Origin of the sequence: Brevibacterium pityocampae (assembly GCF_039541555.1) — a bacterium.
GTDB lineage: Bacteria > Actinomycetota > Actinomycetes > Actinomycetales > Brevibacteriaceae > Brevibacterium > Brevibacterium pityocampae.
This window is the reverse complement of record NZ_BAABGL010000003.1, coordinates 99,311-121,139: the sequence shown is the minus strand read 5'-3', so window position 1 is coordinate 121,139 and position 21,829 is coordinate 99,311. Positions and strand designations below refer to the sequence as shown.

Annotated in this window: 18 protein-coding genes and 4 tRNA genes; 19 read left to right on the top strand and 3 right to left on the bottom strand. The window is 70.7% G+C overall.

Going from position 1 to position 21,829, the window contains the following annotated elements; translation table 11 throughout:
- Positions 1–30: 30 nt before the first annotated feature.
- On the top strand, positions 31–1,437 hold the full coding sequence (locus tag ABD883_RS03860; RefSeq protein ID WP_137318009.1) for an FAD-dependent oxidoreductase: 1,407 nt from the start codon (positions 31–33) through the stop codon (positions 1,435–1,437).
- A gap of 109 nt (positions 1,438–1,546) precedes the next feature.
- Here ABD883_RS03860 and ABD883_RS03855 read toward each other — a convergent pair whose 3' ends face one another.
- Positions 1,547–2,038 carry a YajQ family cyclic di-GMP-binding protein gene (locus ABD883_RS03855; RefSeq protein WP_247618288.1) on the bottom strand — a complete coding sequence of 164 codons (492 nt, stop codon included), beginning with the start codon at positions 2,036–2,038 and terminating at the stop codon, positions 1,547–1,549.
- Between the two features lie 125 nt (positions 2,039–2,163).
- Here ABD883_RS03855 and ABD883_RS03850 point away from each other — a divergent pair.
- The 9 genes from ABD883_RS03850 (at position 2,164) to ABD883_RS03810 (ending at position 12,023) form a co-directional block, all read left to right on the top strand.
- Positions 2,164–2,245, top strand: a tRNA-Tyr gene (locus ABD883_RS03850).
- A 182-nt stretch (positions 2,246–2,427) separates the two neighbouring features.
- The gene (glsA, locus tag ABD883_RS03845) at positions 2,428–4,221 is read left to right on the top strand and encodes a glutaminase A (RefSeq protein ID WP_345029965.1); all 1,794 of its coding nucleotides are present in this window, start codon (positions 2,428–2,430) and stop codon (positions 4,219–4,221) included.
- Positions 4,218–5,015 carry a glycerophosphodiester phosphodiesterase gene (locus tag ABD883_RS03840; RefSeq protein ID WP_137318006.1) on the top strand — a complete coding sequence of 266 codons (798 nt, stop codon included), beginning with the start codon at positions 4,218–4,220 and terminating at the stop codon, positions 5,013–5,015. The genes glsA and ABD883_RS03840 overlap by 4 nt, the downstream gene beginning before the upstream one ends.
- A 143-nt stretch (positions 5,016–5,158) precedes the next feature.
- Positions 5,159–7,468, top strand: coding sequence for a hypothetical protein (locus ABD883_RS03835; RefSeq protein ID WP_345029962.1), 2,310 nt, complete (start codon positions 5,159–5,161; stop codon positions 7,466–7,468).
- A gap of 7 nt (positions 7,469–7,475) precedes the next feature.
- Positions 7,476–8,807: a hypothetical protein gene (locus ABD883_RS03830; protein WP_247618291.1), complete on the top strand. Its 1,332-nt coding sequence runs from the start codon at positions 7,476–7,478 to the stop codon at positions 8,805–8,807.
- Positions 8,808–8,911: 104 nt separating this feature from the next.
- Positions 8,912–8,984: transfer RNA gene (locus ABD883_RS03825), tRNA-Thr, on the top strand.
- 26 nt (positions 8,985–9,010) lie between these two features.
- A tRNA-Met gene (locus ABD883_RS03820) sits at positions 9,011–9,084 on the top strand.
- Between the two features lie 166 nt (positions 9,085–9,250).
- Positions 9,251–10,753, top strand: coding sequence for a phosphotransferase (locus ABD883_RS03815; RefSeq protein ID WP_345029958.1), 1,503 nt, complete (start codon positions 9,251–9,253; stop codon positions 10,751–10,753).
- Position 10,754: 1 nt separating this feature from the next.
- Complete coding sequence (locus tag ABD883_RS03810; protein WP_345029956.1) at positions 10,755–12,023, top strand: acyl-CoA dehydrogenase family protein; 1,269 nt, start codon at positions 10,755–10,757, stop codon at positions 12,021–12,023.
- Positions 12,024–12,112: 89 nt separating this feature from the next.
- Here ABD883_RS03810 and ABD883_RS03805 read toward each other — a convergent pair whose 3' ends face one another.
- Positions 12,113–13,729: a class I adenylate-forming enzyme family protein gene (locus tag ABD883_RS03805; RefSeq protein WP_345029954.1), complete on the bottom strand. Its 1,617-nt coding sequence runs from the start codon at positions 13,727–13,729 to the stop codon at positions 12,113–12,115.
- Positions 13,729–14,679, bottom strand: coding sequence for a cyclase family protein (locus tag ABD883_RS03800; RefSeq protein ID WP_345029952.1), 951 nt, complete (start codon positions 14,677–14,679; stop codon positions 13,729–13,731). Before ABD883_RS03800 ends, ABD883_RS03805 begins: the two co-directional genes overlap by 1 nt.
- 151 nt (positions 14,680–14,830) lie before the next feature.
- Between ABD883_RS03800 and ABD883_RS03795 the strand changes: the two genes are divergently transcribed.
- From ABD883_RS03795 to rplK, 9 genes are all read left to right on the top strand, one after another.
- Positions 14,831–15,688 carry a TetR-type transcription factor C-terminal domain-containing protein gene (locus ABD883_RS03795; protein ID WP_345029949.1) on the top strand — a complete coding sequence of 286 codons (858 nt, stop codon included), beginning with the start codon at positions 14,831–14,833 and terminating at the stop codon, positions 15,686–15,688.
- A gap of 169 nt (positions 15,689–15,857) precedes the next feature.
- Complete coding sequence (locus ABD883_RS03790; RefSeq protein ID WP_137317998.1) at positions 15,858–16,310, top strand: FAS1-like dehydratase domain-containing protein; 453 nt, start codon at positions 15,858–15,860, stop codon at positions 16,308–16,310.
- Positions 16,307–16,807 (top strand): MaoC/PaaZ C-terminal domain-containing protein, encoded by a 501-nt coding sequence (locus ABD883_RS03785; RefSeq protein WP_345029945.1) that lies wholly within the window; start codon positions 16,307–16,309, stop codon positions 16,805–16,807. Before ABD883_RS03790 ends, ABD883_RS03785 begins: the two co-directional genes overlap by 4 nt.
- On the top strand, positions 16,804–17,877 hold the full coding sequence (locus ABD883_RS03780; protein ID WP_217494873.1) for a UDP-N-acetylmuramate dehydrogenase: 1,074 nt from the start codon (positions 16,804–16,806) through the stop codon (positions 17,875–17,877). Before ABD883_RS03785 ends, ABD883_RS03780 begins: the two co-directional genes overlap by 4 nt.
- Positions 17,874–19,550, top strand: coding sequence for a metallophosphoesterase family protein (locus ABD883_RS03775; protein WP_295689788.1), 1,677 nt, complete (start codon positions 17,874–17,876; stop codon positions 19,548–19,550). The genes ABD883_RS03780 and ABD883_RS03775 overlap by 4 nt, the downstream gene beginning before the upstream one ends.
- 144 nt (positions 19,551–19,694) lie before the next feature.
- A tRNA-Trp gene (locus ABD883_RS03770) sits at positions 19,695–19,767 on the top strand.
- A 76-nt stretch (positions 19,768–19,843) separates the two neighbouring features.
- On the top strand, positions 19,844–20,122 hold the full coding sequence (secE, locus tag ABD883_RS03765; protein ID WP_137317994.1) for a preprotein translocase subunit SecE: 279 nt from the start codon (positions 19,844–19,846) through the stop codon (positions 20,120–20,122).
- Positions 20,123–20,199: 77 nt separating this feature from the next.
- Positions 20,200–21,126, top strand: a complete 927-nt coding sequence (gene nusG / locus ABD883_RS03760; protein ID WP_425548415.1) for a transcription termination/antitermination protein NusG — start codon at positions 20,200–20,202, stop codon at positions 21,124–21,126.
- A 205-nt stretch (positions 21,127–21,331) separates the two neighbouring features.
- On the top strand, positions 21,332–21,769 hold the full coding sequence (rplK, locus tag ABD883_RS03755; RefSeq protein ID WP_137317993.1) for a 50S ribosomal protein L11: 438 nt from the start codon (positions 21,332–21,334) through the stop codon (positions 21,767–21,769).
- Positions 21,770–21,829: the final 60 nt, after the last annotated feature.

The window sequence follows — 21,829 nt, the reverse complement described above, 5'->3', positions numbered from 1 at the left end:
GGTGGCTGACCGAAACGAAAGGTTGTGAGAATGACACGTCCCCTCCGGGTGGCCATCATCGGCGCAGGTCCAGCAGGGATCTACGCGGCCGACCTCCTCACCAAGGCCGAACGGGACTTCGACGTCAGCATCGATCTCTTCGAACGGCTCCCGGCCCCCTTCGGACTCGTGCGCTACGGCGTGGCACCCGACCACCCGCGCATCAAAGGCATCATCAACGCACTCATCAAGGTCCTCGACCGCGGCGACATCCGGCTGTTCGCGAACGTCGAGTACGGCACGGACATCACGCGCGAGGAGCTCCAGCGCCACTACGACGCGGTGATCTTCTCGACCGGGTGCTTCATCGACGCCAAGCTCGACATCCCGGGCGTCGACCTCGACCGGTCCTACGGGGCGGCGGACTTCGTCAACTGGTACGACGCGCACCCCGACGTGCCGCAGACCTGGCCGCTCGACGCCGAGCGCGTCGCGGTGATCGGCAACGGCAACGTCGCCCTCGACGTCGCGCGCGTGCTCGCCAAGCAGGCCGACGACATGCTCAGCACCGAGATCCCGGACCACGTGTACGAAGGTCTCAAGCAGTCGCGGGTCACCGATGTCCACGTGTTCGGCCGGCGCGGTCCCGCGCAGGCGAAGTTCACGCCGCTCGAGCTCCGCGAGCTCGGTCACGTCAAGGACGTCGACATCATCGTGTACCCGGAGGACTTCGAGTTCGACGAGGCCTCGATGGCGACGATCCATTCGAACAATCAGGTCAAGCAGGTGACGAAGACGCTCACCGACTTCACCCTGCGCGAACCCACCGGCGCCCCGCGCCGTCTCCACCTGCACTTCCTCCACGCGCCCGTCGCGGTGCTCGGCGACACGGGCGTGACCGGCCTGCGCACCGAGCGCCAGGAGCTCGACGGCAGCGGCGGCGTGACCGGCACCGGCGAGTTCACCGACTGGCCGATGGACGCCGTCTACCGGGCGGTCGGCTACTTCGGCACCGCCCTGCCCCAGCTGCCGTTCGACGACCGGCGCGGCGTCATCCCCAACCACGAGGGACGGGTCGCGGACACCCTGCGCCAGGCCGACGCCGCCGAGGCCCCCGTGCTGCCCGGCGTCTACGCCACCGGGTGGATCAAGCGCGGGCCCGTCGGCCTCATCGGCCACACCAAGGGCGACGCGCTCGAGACGATCACCCACCTCATCGCCGACCGCGCCGCCGGCGGCCTGCCCGAGCCCGAGGCGCCCACCGAGGACGCGATCATCGAGCTGCTCCGCTCGAAGTCTGTCGACTTCGTCGACTGGGAGGGCTACCACCTCCTCGAGGCGGCGGAGAAGGCGCTCGGCGAGCCCCACGGGCGCGAGCGCATCAAGATCGCCACGCGCGAGGCGATGCTCGCCGAGGCGCGCCGGGCCGTCGTCGCCGCCGACGAGACCGTCGGCTGAGTCGGACTCAGCACCGCACGGCACCGCACCGGAACATGACAGGGCCGGGACGAGGAATCCTCGTCCCGGCCCCGACGGGTCCGAGCCCGCGCCTCGGCGGCGGTCCGGCTCAGCGGTAGTTGGTGAACTGGAGATCGACGTCGAGGTCCTTGCCCTTGAGGAGGGCGATGACGGCCTGGAGGTCGTCGCGCTTCTTCGAGCTCACGCGCAGCTCGTCGCCCTGGATCTGGGCCTTGACGCCCTTGGGCCCCTCGTCGCGGATCGTCTTGGAGATCTTCTTCGCGTTCTCCTGGTCGATGCCCTCCTTGAGGCTCCCCTCGATCCGGAACTCCTTGCCGGAGGGGAACGGCTCGCCGGTGTCGAGCGACTTGAGCGAGATGCCGCGCTTGACGAGCTTCGACTGGAAGACGTCGAGGACGGCCTTGACGCGGTCCTCGCTCACCGCCTTCATGAGGACCTTCTCGCCGGACCACTCGATCGAGGCCTCGGTGCCCTTGAAGTCGTAGCGGGAACCGATCTCCTTGGCCGCCTGGTTGAGCGCGTTGTCGGCCTCCTGCCGGTCCACCTTGGACACGATGTCGAACGATGAATCACTGGCCATTGCTGCTCCTCGCGATGGGGGATGTCGGTCGACGGCCAGTCTAGTGGGCGCGGTTTGGCGTTTTCCGGGAGGGCCTAGTATTCTTCCATAGGTGCTCGGCGAGGAATCGGCGGGCGCGCAGCATTGGCAGGTTGCCCGAGCGGCCAAAGGGATCTGACTGTAAATCAGACGGCTTCGCCTTCATAGGTTCGAATCCTATACCTGCCACAGCTCGGACGGCCCCGGCCCGGTGGAGACACCGGACCGGGGCCGTCGTCGTCCGCCGCCGAGGGGCGGCCCGGCCCCCTCACCCGCCCGCACGGCCACGCCCGCAGCGCCCCGCTCGCGTGCGGTCCGCGCCCGGCCGGACGCCGACTCGCGCCCGCGCGCGATTCCGATAGTGTGGCCGTATGCACGCACCCATCCAGAGATACCTCGACACCGTCCACGAGAGCCTCCTCGACATCCGCGGCGGGTCCACGAAATCGCCGAACGCCGTGCTCGCCTCCCAGGACCCCAACCTGTGCGGGCTGGCGATGACGACGTCCGACGGCTTCACCTACACGGCCGGCGATGCCGAGGTGCCCTTCGCGATCCAGTCGATCTCGAAGGTCTTCTGCTACGCGATCGCGCTGCAGGACCGGGGCTTCGCCTACATGGACTCGAAGATCGACGTCGAGCCCTCCGGCTCGTCCTTCGCGGACCTGTCCTCGGAGTCCGGCAGCGGCCGGCCGAAGAACGCGCTCATCAACATCGGCGCGATCGCCGCGACCGGCCAGATCCTCCCCGAGCGCGGCAGGACCGTGTTCGACAAGATCCTCACCGTGATGTCCGCGTGCGCCGGCCGCGAGCTCGAGATGGACGAGGACGTCCACTCGCAGGACAGCCAGGGCAGCGCCCACAACCGCGGCCTCACCTGGTTCCTCTCCTCCTGGGGCATCCTCGAGGGCGATCCGAACCCGGCGCACGACGACTACACCAAGCAGTGCGCGATCGCGGTGACCGCCCGGGACCTCTCCGTCATGGCCGCCACGCTGGCCAATCTCGGCGTCAACCCGGTGACCCAGGAGCGGGTGTTCGACACCCGTGTCGTGGAGCGGGTGCTCTCCGTCATGCTCACCTGCGGCATGTACGACGACTCCGGCGACTGGGTGGCGAGCGTCGGCCTGCCCGCCAAGAGCGGCGTGGGCGGCGGCATCATCTCCGTGCTCCCCGGCCAGCTGGGCCTCGCCTCCTTCTCCCCTCCGCTCGACGAGCACGGCTCGAGCGTGCGCGGGCTCGCCGCGCACCGGCAGATCTCGAGCGATCTCGAGCTCCACTTCGTCCGCACCTCGAAGGCCGGGCTGTCGACCATCCGCTCGAACGAGACGATCGACAAGACCCCGTCGACCACCCGTCGCCCCGAGGCCGCTGAGAAGGTGCTCGCCGAGCACGGCCACCAGGCGCACGTCGTCGAGGTCATGGGTGACCTGCTGTTCTCCGGTGCGGAGGTGCTCTCCCGCGAGGTCGCGAAGTTCGGCGACGACACCGAGTGCATCGTCCTCGACCTCAGCCGCGCCGACGACATCGCCGAGGTGTCCGTGCGCCAGCTGTCGCGCATGGCGCGCGCGCTCGACGAGGTCGGGGTCGCCCTCGGCCTCGTCGACCCCGACGACCGGCTCAGCGAGCTCATGGTCCCGGTGGAGATGGACGTCGAGATCTTCGGCTCCCGCAACGAGGCGCTGACCTGGGCGGAGAACCGGATCCTCGAGGAGTACGGCGACGCGGACTGCTTCCCCGACGAGGAGGCCGACCGCCCCACCCTCATCGGCTCGATCGACCCCGAGTTCCGGGAGAAGATCGCCGAGCACCTCGTCGACGAGGAGTACGCCGCCGGCGACGTCATCCGCCGGATCGGGCAGAAGTTCGACGGGATCCGCTTCATCACCTCGGGCACGGTCCACACCCTCTCCCCGGCCGACCGCGGCCGGGAGGTCGTGTCGATCCTCACCGCGGGCATGTCGTTCGGGGAGCTCTCCCTCAACGACCACTTCAAGCAGCCCTTCACCGTCAAGGCCGTGACCGACACGGAGATCAAGCTCCTGCCCAAGGACGCGATCGAGAAGATGATGGAGACCGACCCGATCACGGCCTCGCACCTGTGGCGGGCCATCGCGGTGGAGGGCTACGCGCGGCTCGGCCAGGTGCTCCGGGGCCACAGTTGAGATTCGCCGAGTACCTCCGCGCACAGCGGGTGGCCGCGGCACCGGGCCGGGACGACCGGCCCTGGGTCATCGCCCACCGCGGCTACTCGGGTGCCGCGCCGGAGAACACCCTGGCCGCGGTCGACGCGGCTCGGGCGATCGGCTGCGACTTCATCGAGGTCGACCTCGGGATCAGCGGGGACGGCACCCCGATGGTGCTCCACGACTCGACCCTCAACCGCACGACGACCGCCACCGGCACGATCGCGCAGATGAGCGACGAGCGGATCTCGCTCGCCGATGCCGGGTCCTGGCTGGGGCCCGGTTTCGCCGGCCAGCGGGTGCCGAAGCTGCGGACCCTGCTCGCCGACCTCGCCGAGCACGGCGGCAGGCTCCTCCTCGAATTCAAGGACGACTGGTCCCCGGGGGCGGTGTCCCAGGTCGCCGCGGACATCATTGAGACCGGGATGGCCGACCGGATCATCATCCAGAGCTTCTCCGTGCGCACCCTCGAGGCCGCCCGTGACCTCATCCCCATGGTCCCGCGCTGCCTGCTGCGCCTCATGCCGCGCGACGGCGACGTCGAGCTCGCGCACGCCCTCGAAGTCATCGGCTACAACCCCTCCGAGCGCGGCTTCTTCGCCCGCCGTCAGCTCGCCGAGGAGTTCATGGAGCTCGGCTTCGGGATGTTCGTGTGGACCGTCGACGCGCCTGCGGTGTGGGAGCGGCTGCTGGGCTCGGGGATCTCCGCGATCATCACCAACCACCCGGGACGACTCCAGGGCTACCTCGCCGCCAAGTACGACGCGGTGTGACAGCGGGGCGAGCGCGCGGAGCCGTCGGCGGTCGGGACCGGTGACGTCGGCGCACCGACCCGGTGACGCTCTCGCCGCAGCTGTGCCGGAACCGGAACACCCCGGCCCGGCCATGGACCGCCCCGCGTCATAGAGTGCTCAGTATGCTCATCCGACCGCTGTCCTCCGTGGAGCCCGCCCACCGCGGCGCGCGCCGTGCCCCGGTGCTCCGGAGGCTCCTCGTGACGGCTGCGTGCGCCGTCCTCGGGGCCGGATCCGTCATCTCCGCCGTGCCCGTGACGCCGACCGTCGCAGCCCCGGCCCCCACCGCCGAGGCGCCCGCCCCGAGCCGGACACCCGCCCCGGACGAGGGACCCGACGAACAGGCCGCCGGCGCCTCGGATGAGACCGAGCTCGCTGAGTCCGCCCGGCAGTGGTACATCGACGGCTACGTCGAGCGCATGGGGGAGGCCTGGGACGACGGCGAAGTTTTCACCGACAGCGCCACCGCTGCGTTCTGGGACGAGAGGCAGCGCGGGATCGTCGACGATGCGCTCGCCGAGCTCGAATCAGATGTCCCCCCGGTGTACATCGGGCTGATGAATCGCTTCCCGTCCCGCGATCGCACCGGAGAGCAACTCAGTGGGGACACGTCGGAACGGATGCTCGAGGAGATCCTCCTCGCCGACTCCGAAGCGCGTGCCATCGAGACCGCCTACTACGTCCTGTGGAACTCGGATGCTGAGCTCTACACGATGGGATTCTCCGAGGGGGTCCTCACCCGCTCTCTCACGAAGGAGAGGGTCCCCGAGCTCAATGCGGAGGTTCCGGGCCCGGCGATCCACTACGCGATCCGCACCGGGCTCGATCACGCAGAGGACCCCGCTGCGAACGACATTGAGAGGCTGACCTCCGCGGCCCAGGATGTGCGACCCGAGCACGCCGCCGTCGATCGGGTTCCGCTGTTCCCCGTCTTCCACACCATCGTGCTCATCGGGGTGGGCGGACTCCTCGGTGCCGGCTACCTCGTGCTCGGCGGGATGATCCGCTCCGGCGCCGAGGTCCTCGGCTCCCTGCTGTTCGGGCGCCGGGAGAAGCGGCGCGCCCGCGCGGCGGCGGACTCCGTCGAGCAGCTGCGCGACCTCAATCGGATGCGTGACCGCGCCATCGGAGCACGCCTGAGCTTGCGCCGGCGCGAGCCGCTGCCGGGCGATCTCGGCGCGGCCGTCGACCGGCTGCCCGCACCGGGCGACACGACCAACCCGCTCGTATGGACCGCATGGACGGTCCTCGACGACGAGGCGCGCGGGCGCCGTCGTGAGCGGTGTTTCTTCCTCCCGCACCTCGAGGCCCAGGAGCGGCGGACCTGGGACGGCTTCGGCGGCGACATCGAGGTGCCGGTCTCGACCGTCATCGCCCAGGAGCTCGCGGCCGGGGAGGCGCCCGACTTCCTCTCGGACAGGGGAATCGCGCAGGGCCGTCCCTACTGGCAGGACGAGGATTCGCCGTTCGCGCTCAGCGGCTTCGGCGCGTTCGGTCCGCTGAGCACGGCGCTCGCCTCGGCGTCCGAGGGCTGGGAGCCCTCGCCGGGATTGTTCGAGAGCCCGTCCGAGTTCGAGGCGGCGCTGAGCGCGGCCGACGAACAGGATCGTGCCCGGAAGGGTCATCGAACAGGCGGTCGCAAGACGGCTCCGAGGAGCGCACCGGTGCGTCCCTGGCTGCCTGCGTGGATCCACATCACAGCCGTCTCGCTCGTCATCCCGGTTCTCGTCACGGGGCTCGGGTGCCTGTACGAGCAGAATCGGCGTGCGGGCATCGCTTCCGTCGCCTCGCCGGCCCACCTGCCGCTCGTCGCCCTCGAGGGCGAGGTCGACACGACACGGGTCGATGCCGCGGCCCGGGCCGTCGAGGAGGACGGTGTGTACATCGATCCCACCCAGCGGCTCGGGTACGCTCCCGAGGACGAAGAGCGCTTCGCCCGCCTCGTCGCCGAAGCCGAGGACCCGGTCGCCGTCGTGGTGATCGACTTCGAGAGCACCGACGCGTACCGCGGCGGGTCCACAGGCTTCGAGCTCGCACTGCACGACCGGATCCCGGAGGACACCACCCTCGTGATCGCGAGCAGCGGCTTCGTGCAGCTCAGCCGCTACGAGGCGATCCCGCGCTACGACGGCGGGGAGGCCGAGCTCCGTGAACGCACCGCCGACCTGCCGGTGCGCGACGTGGTGAAGGAGTACATCACTGCGCTGCCCGGCATCGGGTGGTCGGAGACGCGGGACCCGGAGACCGAGCACCGGAACTTCTACGACTATCAGGCCGAGGAATACGAACCGGGGCCGTTCCCGGGTACCCCGGAGTACTTCGACCGGGTGCGGACCTCGGTGATCAGCTCCGGCGCCGTCGCGCTCGTCCTGCTCATCATCGGCGGTCTGGTGTTCGGCCGCGCATACCTCGACAACACGAGAAGGAAGTGAGGATCCGGTGGGACGCTTGCTTGCAGCCGCGGTGCTGACCGGAGCACTGCTCGGAGGCGGCCCTGTGCTCGCGGCGGCGGTGGAGGCCCCGGACCGTGCCGCAGTGGTCGCTTCCGCGGGGAGCGCGGAAGCGGCGGAGGGCACGGCCGAGGATTCCGGAGCCCCCGAGCCGACCGATGCGGAGAGGGTCGAAGAGCTCTTCGAGGGCACCGAGACGACACTCGAGGCCGCGGTGCGGATCGCCGCGGAACTCGACGAATCCCCGCTCTACGTCGATGAGGCCGCGGCGGATCGCTATCCGCAGGCCACCCTGGACGTGTTCGAGGAGAAGGTCGCCGCGACCGAGCACCCGACCTATCTCGTTCTGCTCGGGGTGACCGATTACGCCGATTCCCGCGACCTTCCCATGCTCATCGCGCAGGCGCACGGCGGCGAGGGCGCCTTCATCGTCGTGCCCGCCGACGGGATCCTCCGGCACACCGTCGAACTCGCGGACCTCGACGCGCATCTGGCCGTCGAGCAGCAGTTCGACCGATGGCATCACGATCCCGACTCTCGGGTGTCGAGCGTCGAATGGCTCAACGATGTGCTCGATCGGCTGGCTGACCCGCAGTACGAGGAGTACGAGCCGCCGCTGTCGGACCGGATCCGCCAGGCGATCACCTACCACCCGGTGCGCTCCGCCGTCATCGCCGGGGTGGTGCTCGTCGGGCTCGTGGGCGGGGTCTGGTTCCTCGCCCGGAGGCGTCCGGTGCGCACCCGCAAGTACCGGATCCCCGACAGCGTCATGGCCGCGGCCAGGGACTCCGACCGCAGCAGGATGCGTCGCGTGCTCGGCCAGGACGCGCTGCGGATCGCGGAGAAGCTCGAAGCGCTGCAGACGGAGGGGCTCAGCGCCGAGCAGTCGGCGACCGTGCAACGCGGGCTCGACGCCTTCGGCCTGGCACGGCGCATCGCCGAGGACGAATCCGCGGCCGAGGACGACCTCGTGGGCTCGCTCGTCCTGTTCGACATCGCAGAGCGGTCTCTCGAATCGGTCGAGCGCCAGCGCTCGGCGCGGCTCACCGGCGGCCGGCCGCTGCGCGGGCCGTGCACGGTGAACCCGCGCCACGGCGAGGCGCACAAGGTGGGGAAGGTCACCGCCGGCGGCGGTCGCGGACTCACCGTGCCGATGTGCGCCAAGTGTGCGCTCGAGCAGCGCCGCGGCCACCCGCTCCAGTGGCTGCGCGTGGACGGCGCCCCCTACCCGGACCGCGACACGGTGTGGGCGCGCACCCTCTACGGTGCGACCGAGGCCGACCTCGTCGAGGAGGTCATCCGCTCCCGCGCCATGCGCTGAGCCGGTGCGAATACGGTGCATCCGGGCCTCCGGATCGCGGTGCGAGACCCCGGTTCAGCCGATTTTGCGTTCACGGAAGCGGGTGTGTAGAGTATCTTCTCGTTGCCCCAATAGCTCAGTCGGCAGAGCGTTTCCATGGTAAGGAAAAGGTCAAGGGTTCGATTCCCTTTTGGGGCTCTCGTACGAATCACGATTCGTGCCGGGGCGGGGTAGCTCAGCTGGTTAGAGCGCACGACTCATAATCGTGAGGTCGCGGGATCGAGTCCCGCTCCCGCTACAGAACAGAAGGCCCATCGGCATCATGCCGATGGGCCTTCGTCGTCCCCTCTTGACCTCGCGCCGTCGTCCGGGCAGACTAAAGTCACTATCCTGAACGTTCGCTCGGTGGATTGAATCCGACGCGGAGGTGCACCGCAGCGCATCGATCTCGAGGAGGAGACGCGATGGGAGCCGACGGCCCGACCGCAGCCCACCCGCCGCAGGCGGACAGCAGCCGGCCGACTGCCAGCACGCACCTCGCCCGCGCCCTGTCCCGGATCCTCGGCACCCCGGTCCACGAGGTCGCGGTGAGCACACTGGCCGGGGGAGCGAGCCGGGAGATCCTCCGGTTCGACGCACGCACCGCCGACGGCACCCTCACCTGCGTGCTCCGGGCGGACCACCGCGGGAACGAGGCGCCGGAGGCGAACGCCGCCGAGGCGGCCGTGCTCGCCGCCGCCGGCCACGCCGAGGTGCCCTGCGCGCGCCTGATCCACGACGACACCGCCGGAGAGCTCATCGGCACGCCGGCCCTCCTCCTCGAGCACGTCACCGGGGAGGCGATCGCCCGTCGGATCCTCCGCGACGAGCGGTTCGCCGCCGCCCGCACCGCGCTGCCCGACGACCTCGCCCGCGCCGCAGCCCGGATCCACGCGATCGACCCGGCCGCAGTCGCCCGGGCTGAGCTGACCCGCCTGAGCGATCCCGTCGAACGGCTCGCCGCGGACTACCGGGAGATCGGCATCGTCCGCCCCGTCATCGAGGTCTCGCTGCGCCGGCTCGCGGAGACCCGGCCCCCGGCCGGGGGCGAATCCCTGGTCCACGGCGACTTCCGGCTCGGGAACCTCATGGTCGACGAGTCCGGACTCGCCGCGGTCCTCGACTGGGAGCTCGCCCACCTCGGCGATCCGGACGAGGACCTCGGCTACCTCTGCATGCGGGCCTGGCGGTTCGGCGGACCCGGAGAGGTCGCCGGCCTCGGCGACCTCGATGCCTTCCTCGACGCCTACGCCGAGGCATCCGGTCGCCGCCCCGACACCGCCGCGGTCCGCTGGTGGCAGGCCCGCGCCACCCTGTGGTGGGCGATCGGCACGCTGCGGCAGATGCAGCGCGCCCATGAGGAGCACCCCAACGAGCTCGAGCTGCTCGCGATCGGCCGGCGCTGTGCCGAGCAGGAGCACGACCTCCTCCGCCTCCTCTTCGCCGATCACCTCGCTCCCGCTCCCGAGGCGCACCCAGCAGCGGAGTCCATCCCGACCGGATCCGGGGGGCCGGCCCCGGCCGTCACCGCGGACGCCGCTCACGGGGCGCACGCCGCGCCGAGCGGCCCGGCGCTCACCGCCGATGACCTGTTCTCCGCGCCCACCGCCGACGAGCTCCTCGGCGCGCTGTCCCGCTGGCTCACCCGCGACGTCGTCGCTGGCGACGGCTCCGTCACCGCGTTCCGCGGCCGGGTGGCACGCAACGTCGTCGACCTCGTGCGCCGGCAGCGCAGCCTCGAGCCCGCGGCGCTGGCCGAGGTCTCCGCCGGCCTGGCACGTCTCGGCGTCGCCGGCGAGCACGGACTCGCCCAGCTGATCCGGGAGGGTGCGGACCCTGCCGATCTCGCCGCCCTGATCCCCGTCCTCGACACCGCCACCCGCTGGCGCCTGCGCACTTCCAACCCCGCTCACCTCCAGGAGACCTGACATGGACTACCGCCTGCCCGACCACCTGACGACGCTCATGGGAGAGCTCGACACCTTCATCGAGACCACGCTGCGCCAGCTCGAGCAGACCGACGACAACATCCGGTTCTTCGACCACCGCCGGGAATGGGCGCGCACCGACTGGGACCGGGGCGGCATCCCGCGCACCGACTGGGAGGACCTCCTCGGCACCGCGCGGCGACTGGCCGACGAGGCCGGCTTCTACCGCTATCACCTGCCGAAGGACGCCGGCGGCTCCGGCGGCACGAACTACGACATGGCGGTGCTCCGCGACTTCCTCGCCGCCAAGGGCCTCGGGCTCCACTGCGACCTGCAGAACGAGCACTGCATCATCGGCAACAACGTGGGGCTTCTCCTCATGCACGCCTACGGCTCGCCGGAGCAGCAGGCGGAGTGGAACGCCGGCCTCGCCGACGGCAGTCGCCATCTGGCCTTCGGCATCACCGAGCCCGACCACGGGTCCGACGCCACCCACATGGAGACCACTGCGACCCGCACCGCCGACGGCTGGCGCATCAGCGGGGAGAAGATGTGGAACACCGGAGTCCACACCGCCGAGCGCGACATCATCTTCGCCCGCACGAGCGGTGAGCCCGGCGACGCCCGCGGCATCACCGCGTTCCTCGTGCCCACCGACGCGCCCGGCTTCGAGGTGCTCGAATACGTGTGGACCTTCAACATGCCCTCCGACCACGCCCACATCCGTCTCACCGATGTCGAGGTGGGCGACGCCGACATCCTCGGCGAGGAGGGCCGCGGGCTGCAGATCGTGCAGCACTTCTTCAACGAGAACCGGATCCGGCAGGCCGCCTCGAGCCTGGGCGCGGCGACGTACTGCATCGAGGAGTCGGTGCAGTATGCCCAGGAGCGGGCCCCGTTCGGCAAGCCGCTGGCCTCGAACCAGGCGATCCAGTTCCCGCTCGCCGAGCTCCACGCCCGGGCGTCCTCGCTGCGGTCGTTCATCCGCGAGACCGCGTGGCTCATGGACACCGACGGCGCGTTCTCGGTCTCCGACCGGGTGTCGATGGCGAACTACCTCGCCAACCGGCTGTGCTGCGAGGCCGCCGACCGGGCGATCCAGGTGCACGGCGGCATGGGGTACTCGCGGAAGAAGCCCTTCGAGCACATCTACCGCCACCACCGCCGCTACCGCATCACCGAAGGCTCCGACGAGATCCAGCTCCGCCGGGTCGCCGGCTACCTGTTCGGGTTCATGAAGACGAAGGCGCCCAAGGGCGTCGACGCCTGAGCGCGTCCGCGGCCGGGTGCCGGCGCAGGATGAGTCGAGGGGGCGCCCCCTGTCAGCGCATCGGCGCCTCGGACGGGTGGGGCGGCGGATCACTCCCGCAGCTGTCGCCGGAGGATCTTGCCGGTGGCCGTCTTGGGCATCTCCTCCCTGATCTCCACCTGGCGCGGGTACTTGTACGCCGCCATGTTCGACCTGCAGTGCTCGATGAGCTCGTCCGCATCCGTGGAGTGGCCGGCCTTCAGGGTGACGAAGGCCTTGACGGTCTCTCCGCGGTACGGGTCGGGGACGCCGACCACGGCGGCCTCGCTGACGGCCGGATGGCCGTAGAGGACGTCCTCGACCTCCCGGGGCCACACCTTGTACCCCGAGGCGTTGATCATGTCCTTCTTCCGGTCGACGAGGTAGAACCAGCCGTCCTCGTCGACGAAGCCGACGTCCCCGGTGCGCAGGAACTCCCCGTCGAAGGCCTGCTCCGTCGCATCCGGATTCTCCCAGTAGCCGGAGGTGATCTGGGGCCCGGCGCTGAGGATCTCGCCGTAGGATCCCGTCGCGCACTCCTCCCCGGTCTCGTCGACGATCCGGGACCGGGTGCGGTAGATCGGCTGACCGACGGACAGGGCTCCCGAGGTGGGGTCGACGGGTGCCTTCTGCCCCCGCGGGACGCTGTGCGTCGGGGACGCCGTCTCGCTCATCCCGTAGATGTTGTGGACGTAGGCCCCGAAGATCTCCTCGAGACGGTCCGCGAGCACCGGGGCGATCGGGGCCCCTCCGGAGAAGATCGTGATGAGGGAGTCGAAGTCGCCGTCCTCCCGGGCCGGGCTGTCGGCCAGCGCCATGAGCGCGGTGATCGCGCCGACGGCGAAGACCGGTCGCCAGGTGCGGATCGACCGGAGCATGACCTCGGGGTGGAACCGGTGGCTCAGGACGATCGGGCTGCGGGCGCGGATGGCGACCATGATGTGCCCGACCATCCCCGTGATGTGGAACAGCGGAGCGATCCCGAGCACCGGCTGCCCGGGCTCGAGCCCGGTGATCTCGAGGTAGCTCTCGGCGTTGAACACGAGGTTCCGATGAGTGTTCTGCGCACCCTTCGGCTTGCCGGTCGTCCCGGAGGTGTACGTCAGGATTGCGATGTCGTCGGTGGAGACCTCAGGCGGCGCGAGCTCCGCAGGCGGTTCCTGCGAGAAGATCGATCCGGCCGCCACGACGTCCGGTCCGAGCCCGTCCTCGGCCCGGACGGCGACGACCTCGACGTCCTCGCCCTGCTGCGACCACTTCGTGTGATCGCCGATCACGGTGAGCGCGACCGCGGTGTCGCCGACGACGTCCTGGGCCACCGCGCGGTGCAGCTCGGGGATCGTCACCAGGGCGCGCGCACCGGAGTTCTCGAGCTGGTACCGCAGCTCGCGGGCCGTGTTCATCGGGTTGATCGGGACGGCGATCGCGCCGAGCTCGAACGCCGCGACGAGACCGATGACGAAGATCGGATCGTTCTGCGTGTACAGCGCGACCCGGTCACCGCGCCCGACTCCCGCGCGCCCCAGCGCGGCGGCGAGCTTCCGTGCGCGATCGTCGACCTCCGCGAACGTCCACGAGGCGTCGAAGCTGTGGATGAACGGTCGATCGCCGGCCTCGTCCACGGCGGCCCGCCACATCTCGCCGACGGTGCCGTAGGGCGAATCGATCGGGGTGGAGAACGGCTTCATCAGAGCACCGCCAGCGGATTCACCGGGGCACCGGTCGCGCCGTGCACGCGCAGCGGGGCCGCGGCGTAGAGGAAGTCCCACTGCTCGAGCTCCCGGCACGCGGCGACGAGGTCGGTGAAATCGCAGAGCTCCGTGAACACCACCCCGAGGTTGCGCATGAGCGCGTTGTGGAGAGTGAGGGAGAACCCGGTGTGCGGATCCACGGTGATCTCGTTGCCGATCGTGTCGGTGACGAGATTGGGGACGCCCCGTTCCGCGAACCAGGCGACGAGCTCGGGGGAGTAGACGAGGCCCGGCTCGCAGAAGTCGTCGTAGAACCCCTCCCGGTCCGCCTCGAACAGCGCGAGGTGGTTCGTCCGGAGCAGGAGGACGTCGTGCTCCTCGATCGTCAGGCCCTGCGCCTCGGCGCAGGCGAGCAGGTCCTCGAGTCCGAATGCGGTACCGGCCGGGACCGCTTCGACGCCGAGGTGCCCGGCGAGGTCGAGGAGCACGCCGCGCCCCACGACACCCCGCCGTGCGATCGGGTCGACCCCGGCGAAACGCATCTCCCCGATCGTGGACGAGGCCGGTCGATCGTTCCAGATCCGCCCGTCGTGCCAGACATGGCCGAGCGCATCGTACTGGGTCGAGCCCTGGAGAGACATCCTGATCGAGTCGTCGGAGCTGTGCGCCCCGCCCGGCATCTCCGGGAACCCCGCCTCATAGGTCGACTCGTCGAGATGCATGCGTCGGCTCGCCTGCTTGCGGCCGGGCCACACCGGGTCGCCTGCCGGGTCGCCGATGAGGCGCTGCAGGGTGCAGACGCGGCCGCTGCGCACAGCTGCCACGCCGCGCAGCACCTGCGCGGCATCGAGGTGGTTGAGTGCGCCGACCTCGTCGTCGGTGCCCCACCGTCCCCAGTTCTGCGGTGAGCCGGCGAGCAGCTCGGCGATGTCCTGCGGATCCGTCATGGCGGCACTGCCTTTCTCGATCGACTTCTCTCGGTCAGCTTCGACGATCGTGGCACCGAACGAACAGTCGGTGCCGCGTGCTCCCGATCGTAGCGTCACGAGTGAGGGAACATCACCCGTCGATCGATGACGAGGTGTTAGGGTTTTTAGCATGACTAAAGACACTGCGGCTCCGGCGGACAGCGGCGAGCTCGGGCGACGCGTCCGGGCGGCGCGCAACACCGCCGGCCTGACCCTCGAACAGGTGAGCACGCGGATCGGGGTGAGCCCGGCGACGCTGTCCCTCATCGAGCGCGACAAGGTGTCCATCACCGTCGACCGGCTCACCGACATCGCCGCGGCCCTCGACATCGAGCTCGACGCCCTGGTCTCCGGCTCCGCCGTGTCCGCCGGCGGCGGATCCCGCACGAGCAGCAGGCACGACGACACCCTGCCCAAGGTGCTCGAGGCCGCCATCACCTGCTTCAACCGCTGGGGCTACCACGGCACCTCGATGCGGCAGATCGCGCAGGAGGCCGGGGTGAGCGTCGCCGGCGTCTACCACTACTACGAGAGCAAGCAGCAGATGCTCGTCGCGATCCTCGACACGACGATGTCGAACCTCATCGAGGGTGTGGACGGGGTGCGTGCGAAGGTCGCGGACCGCCCGCCGGAGGAGCGCTTCGCCGCCGTCGTCGAGGCGCTCGCCTACTACCATGCGACCGCGCGGAGCAAGGCGTTCATCGGTGCGAGCGAGATGCGCAGCGTCGAGGAGCCGCACCGCACCCGGATCGCCGAGCTGCGCCGGTCCGTCCAGCACGTCATCGACGAGGAGGCCGCGGCCGGGGTGGAATCGGGCGTGTTCTCCGTCCCCGACCTCAAGATCGCCTGCCGCGTCGTGGCGAACATGTGCACCTCCCTCGCCCAGTGGTACGACCCGAGCGGCCCGGTAAGCCCGGAGACCGCCGCCGCCGACCTCGCCGACTACGCCGTCGCGATCATGCAGGTGGGCCCGCGCCGCTCCGGCTGATCGGACTCCACGCCGAGCTGCGGCGCCGCGGAGTGACGCGGCTCGCACCATCCCGGACCCGTCCGGCATGAAGGCGGGGCCGTCCGCCGATAGACTGCCAGGACCGACACCGTCGGCCGGCAGGGCGCACCTGCCCGGCGCGGCGGGCCAGACCCCCAGGAGGAGCAGCATGGCAGTGAACACGGAGCTGCAGGGCTCGAGCTATCCGCTCGCGCAGCCGTTCGAGGTCACCCGCGAGGCGATCGCCCAGTTCGCCCGCGCCACCGGTGCGAACAGCCGGTCCCACTTCGATCCGGAGTCCGCGGCCCAGTTCGGCTACTCCGACGTCGTCGCCCCGCCCACCTTCGCGGTGATCCCCGCCCAGCGCACCGAGGCTCTCTACATCACCCGGCCCGACGCCGGCATCGACTTCGCCCGGGTGGTCCACGGCTCGGAGCAGTTCACCTACACCCGTCCGATCGTCGCCGGGGACGTGCTCGCGGCGACCTGCCACGTCGACGGCATCCGCGAGGCCGGCGGCCACGCGATGATCACCACCCGCACCGAGCTCACCACCGCGGACGGCGACGAACCCGTCGCCACCGTGGTCTCGACCATCGTCGTGAGAGGAGAGGACGCATGAGCGACCAGCCCACCGGAGTCCCGCGCGAGGAGTACCGCCCCTCGCCGTCCGACATCGCCCCCAAGCTCGCCGACCTCCAGGTCGGGCGCACCGTCGTCACCGCGAGCATCCCGCTGTCCCGCGCGGACCTCGTCCGCTACGCCGGCGCCTCGGGCGACTACAACCACATCCACTGGAACGAGCGCTTCGCCCGCGAGGTCGGCCTCGAGAACGTCATCGCCCACGGCATGCTCACCATGGGCTCCGTGGTCTCCCGGATCGCCGAATGGGCGGTGGACCCCGGTGCCATCGTCGACTACCGCACCCGGTTCACCTCCCCGGTCGTCGTGCCCGATGCGGAATCCGGCGCGCCGGACACCCCGACGACCTCGCTGGAGATGACGGCCTCCGTCGGCGCCGTCGACACCGAGGCCGGCATCGCCCACCTCGACGTCGAGGTGACCTCCGGCGGCACGAAGGTGCTCGGCCGGACCCAGGTCAAGGTCCGCCTCTCGTGAACCTCGCCGAGCTCACGACCTTCCGCGTGGGTGGGCCGGCCGACACCGTCACCGAGGCGCCCACCCGGGGCGCGCTGGCCGAGTTCTGCGCCGCCCACCCGCTGCAGGCCGGCGGGCCGCGCCCGGACGTGCTGTTCGTCGCCGGCGGCTCGAACCTCCTCATCGGCGACGCGGGGTTCTCCGGACCCGTCTGCCTCATCCGCTCCACCGGGGTGCAGATGCACGAGGTCACCCCCGACGAACGGCTCCTCACCGTCGAGGCGGGCGAGAACTGGGACGCGTTCGTCGCCGACACCCTCGCTCGGGGCCTCACCGGTCTCGAGGCGCTCTCCGGGATCCCCGGCACCGTCGGCGCCACCCCGGTGCAGAACGTCGGCGCCTACGGGGCGGAGGTCGCCGAGTCGATCGAATCGGTGCTCGTGTTCGACCGGATGAGCGGCGACGAGCTGCGCCTCGACCGCACCGACCTCGAGTTCGGCTATCGCACCTCGCGCCTCAAGCGCACCGCGGCGAACACCGGGGCGGTGCAGTTCGTCGTGCTCGCCGTGACCTTCCGGCTCGGCGTGTCCCGGCTGTCCGCCCCGGTGCGCTACACGCAGCTCGCCCGCGCGCTCGAGGTCGACCTCGGTGAGCAGGTCGACACCCGCGAGGTGCGCGAGGCGGTCCTCGCGCTGCGCGCCTCCAAGGGCATGGTGCTCGACGACGCCGACCACGACACCTGGTCCGCCGGCTCCTTCTTCACCAATCCGATCCTGCCGGCCGACGCCGCACTCCCCGCCGAGGCCCCCGTGTACCCCGTCACCGACCCGGTGACCGGCGCCCGCGACCCGCGCCTGGTCAAGACCTCGGCGGCATGGCTCATCGACCGGGCCGGGTTCGGCCGCGGATTCGGGCTGGGGGAGCGGTCCACCCTGTCGCAGAAGCACACGCTCGCCCTCACCAACCGCGGCGATGCCCGCGCCGCGGACATCCTCGAGCTCGCCCGGCACATCCGCGCCGGAGTGCGCGAGGCGTACGGGATCACGCTGGAGCCGGAGCCCAACCTCATCGGGTGCAGCCTGGACGCATGAGCCCTCTCCTCACCCGGACCCCTCCCGGTGGGCGCCCGGGGCGGCGGACGCACCGATTCGACGAGCCGCGCGCACTCGCCCGCACCCTGTTCCGCGTGCTGCCGGGCCTCGGGGTCGTCCTCGCCTGCCTGCTGCTCGTCGCGCCGTGGGCCGTGCTCACCGCCCGGACCGAGGCGAACTTCGGCCCGCACATGGCCGAGTACTCGCTCACCACGGATGCTGCGGTGACGATCGACCTCGGGGCGCTCGGCAGCGTGCGGATGCCGGCGGCCGAGCTGCTCCCGTTCGGCCTCGGCGCGCGCATCGACGTCGGCGAGATCCCGGCGGAGTCCGCGCTCGGCGGCACCACCCTCGACGCGCTCGGGGAGGACGTGTCCGCATACGCGACGTTCTTCTCCTCACCCGAGGGGCAGTTCCGGATCGTCGCCCGGGGACTCGCCGCCGACGCCCTCGCCAGGGAGGCCGGGGCCGGGCTCGGGCTCGCCGCCCTCATCGGCGTCGTCGTCGTGATGCGCGGGCCGCCGGACCGCAGCACGCCGCGCTCGCGGCGCCGCACCACCATCGGACTCGCCTCCGGCACCGCGCTCGCGTGCCTGCTCGCCGTGCTCCTCGTGCCGATCCAGCGCCCGCAGCCGATCACCGCCAACCCCGCCTTCGCCGGCACCCCGCTCGCCGGGGCGGAGGTCACCGGTCGGCTGTCCGGGGTGATCGACGAGGCGGTGGGGCTGGTCGACGGATTCATCGAGGACAACGACGCGTTCTACGACCAGGCGCTGGCCGCGCTCGACACCGCCTGGACCGAGCGCCCGTTCGACGCCCGCTGGTCGGCGGCCGCCGCGCTCGTCCCGCCGCCGGACCCGCGGACCGGCGGACACAGCGGCGAGGTCGTCACCGCGGTGCTCGGCTCCGACCTCCACTGCAACGTCGGCATGGCCCGGGTCGTCGGGGACGTGGTCGTGCGCACCGGGGCCGACCTCTACCTCGACGGCGGCGACATCACCATGACGGGCACCCCGGCGGAGAACTACTGCGTCGACGCGCTCGCCCACCAGCTGCCGGACCGGCTGCCGCGCGTCCTCATCAAGGGCAACCACGACTCCCTCGACACCGCTCGGCACGCGGCGAGCACCGGCTGGACGGTGCTCGCCGACGGCACCGTCGAGGTCGCGGGGCTGCGGATCCACGGCGGTCCGGACCCGCGGCGGACGGTGTTCGGCGTCTCCGAGCCGGTGCTCGAGACCGGGGAGACCGCCGCGGAGTTCGGCGCACGGATGGCCGCCGAGGCGTGCGGGGCCGAGGCCGACATCACCCTCATCCACGACCCCCGGCACGCCCAGCCGGCGCTCGAGACCGGGTGCGTGCCGTTCGCGCTCAGCGGCCACTGGCACCGCCGGGTCGGCCCCGAGCCCTTTGCGCGGGGCATCCGCTACGTCAGCTCGACGACCGGTGGGGCGCTCGCCGACGCTCTCACCCCCGGCCCGCTCAAGATGCCCGCCGAGCTCAGCATCATCCGCTTCGACGCGGACACCGGGGCGCCGCTCGATCTCCAGGTCGTCACCGTGGACATGGATGCCGGGGTGACCTTCTCCGCCCGCGAGACCGTGCCCCGGCCCGGCCCCTGGGCGCCGGCCGAGGATCCCGAGGCCGGGGCGCAGGCGGACGGCGGGCCGTGAGGAGGGTGCCGACGGGCAGCGACCGACCGGCGGCGGGCGCCTCGGCCTCGGGACCGGCCCGGTTCGACGGCGAGGCGGCGGAGACTGTATGCTCGTGCCTTGGCGGTGGGCCCTCCGCTTCACGCGGGTGCCCCTCCACTCCGAAGGGGTGTGGCGCAATTGGTAGCGCAACGGTCTCCAAAACCGTAGGTTGCAGGTTCGAGTCCTGTCACCCCTGCTCAGGCTTCGCCGGTCGGTTCGACGATCCGGCTCGGCGGCACAGGACCATTTCAACGACGACCGAGTGAGGATGCGTGGCAGACACACCTGCAGAGGCCTCGGGGGCTCGGAGAGAGCGCTCCGCGGACCAGAAGAAGCGCGGGCTGTTCGGCGGCCTGCTCCAATTCTTCCGCGAGGTCGTGGCCGAGCTCAAGAAGGTCGTCACCCCGACCCGCAAAGAACTCATCAACTACACCCTCGTGGTGCTCGCCTTCGTCGTCGTGATGATGCTGCTGGTGACGGCACTCGATTTCATCTTCGGCAAGCTCGCCGGGACCGTCTTCGCAGGAAGCCCCCTCTGGCCGCTCTGGTGAGCCGCCCACCGCACCTCAACAGCGCGCGGACCGCGCAGCCCTGGCGCACGCCAACCACTCACTCACAAGGAGAACTGGTGTCGGACAACACCCCGGAAACCGAGAACGTCGAAGCAGTCGAGCCGCAGGCGGCCCCTGCCGAGGAGCAGACCGCCGCGGTCGACCCCGCAGAGACCCCTGAGACCGCCGACGCCGCGACCGAGGGTGCTGAGACCGTCGACCCCGTCGATCCCGTGCAGGACGCCCCCGCCGAGGCGACCGCCGATTCCGCGGACGCCCCTGCCGATGCGACCGAGGCACCTGCCGACGGCGCAGCCGAGACCGGCGAGCAGGCCGGTGAGGAACAGGCCGCCGAGTCCGAGGGCGCGGATGCCCCGGACGAGGACGAGGTCGACCCGGCCGAGGAGTTCAAGGCCGAGCTGCGGATGAAAGAGGGTGACTGGTACGTCATCCACTCCTACGCCGGCTACGAGAACCGGGTGAAGGCCAACCTCGAGAACCGGATCGTCAGCCTCGACATGGAGGCGCACATCTTCGAGATCCAGGTCCCCATGGAAGACGTCGTGGAGATCAAGAACGGCCAGCGCAAGCAGATCCGCCGCGTCCGGATCCCCGGCTACGTGCTCGTCCGCATGGACCTCACCGACGAGAGCTGGGGCGTGGTGCGCCACACCCCGGGCGTCACCGGATTCGTCGGCAACGCCTACGACCCGGTCCCGCTGCGCCTCGACGAGGTGTTCTCCATGCTCGCCCCGGTGTTCGAGGAGCAGCAGGCGAAGGCCCAGGCCGAGGCGGGCGCCGGCGGCGGCTCCCAGGCCGGCACCCCGATCTCCGTCGAGTTCGAGGTCGGCGAGTCCGTCATGGTCAAGGAGGGCTCCTTCGAGGGCCACCCCGCCACCGTGCAGGAGATCCGCCCCGAATCGCAGAAGCTCACCGTGCTGCTCTCGATCTTCGAGCGCGACGTGCCCGTCGAGCTCGGCTTCGAGCAGGTCGCCAAGATCTGATCAGCACCCCACAGCACTCACCGCGGCAGGCGCTCGGCACGGTCCGGGCGCCTGCCGCGTTCCAGGACCCGGAGGCGCGGATTCGCGCCGGCGGGCGTTCCGTGGAACAATGGTGTGGTTTGATTGCCGTTTCTCATCGGCTTCGGCGATCACCCGCCCTGCAGCACTCGGCTGCGGGGCCGACGAAACAGAAAAGGACCGAAACATGCCTCCCAAGAAGAAGGTCACCGGTCTGATCAAGCTCCAGATCCAGGCAGGTGCCGCCAACCCGGCGCCTCCGATCGGCCCGGCGCTTGGTCAGCACGGCGTCAACATCATGGAGTTCTGCAAGGCGTACAACGCCGCGACGGAGAACCAGCGCGGGAACGTGGTCCCGGTGGAGATCACGGTGTACGAGGATCGCTCGTTCACCTTCATCACCAAGACCCCGCCGGCCGCAGAGCTCATCAAGAAGGCTGCGGGCGTCAAGTCCGGTTCGGCCACCCCGCACACCGACAAGGTCGCTCACCTGAGCGCCGACCAGGTGCGCGAGATCGCCGAGACCAAGATGCCCGACCTCAACGCCAACGACATCGAGGCCGCCTCGAAGATCATCGCGGGCACCGCTCGTTCGATGGGCATCACCACCGACATCAAGGCCTGATCCTCTCGGATCGGACCCCACCAGTGGCAGGGCCTGCGCGGCCCGGACCACGACTGCAAG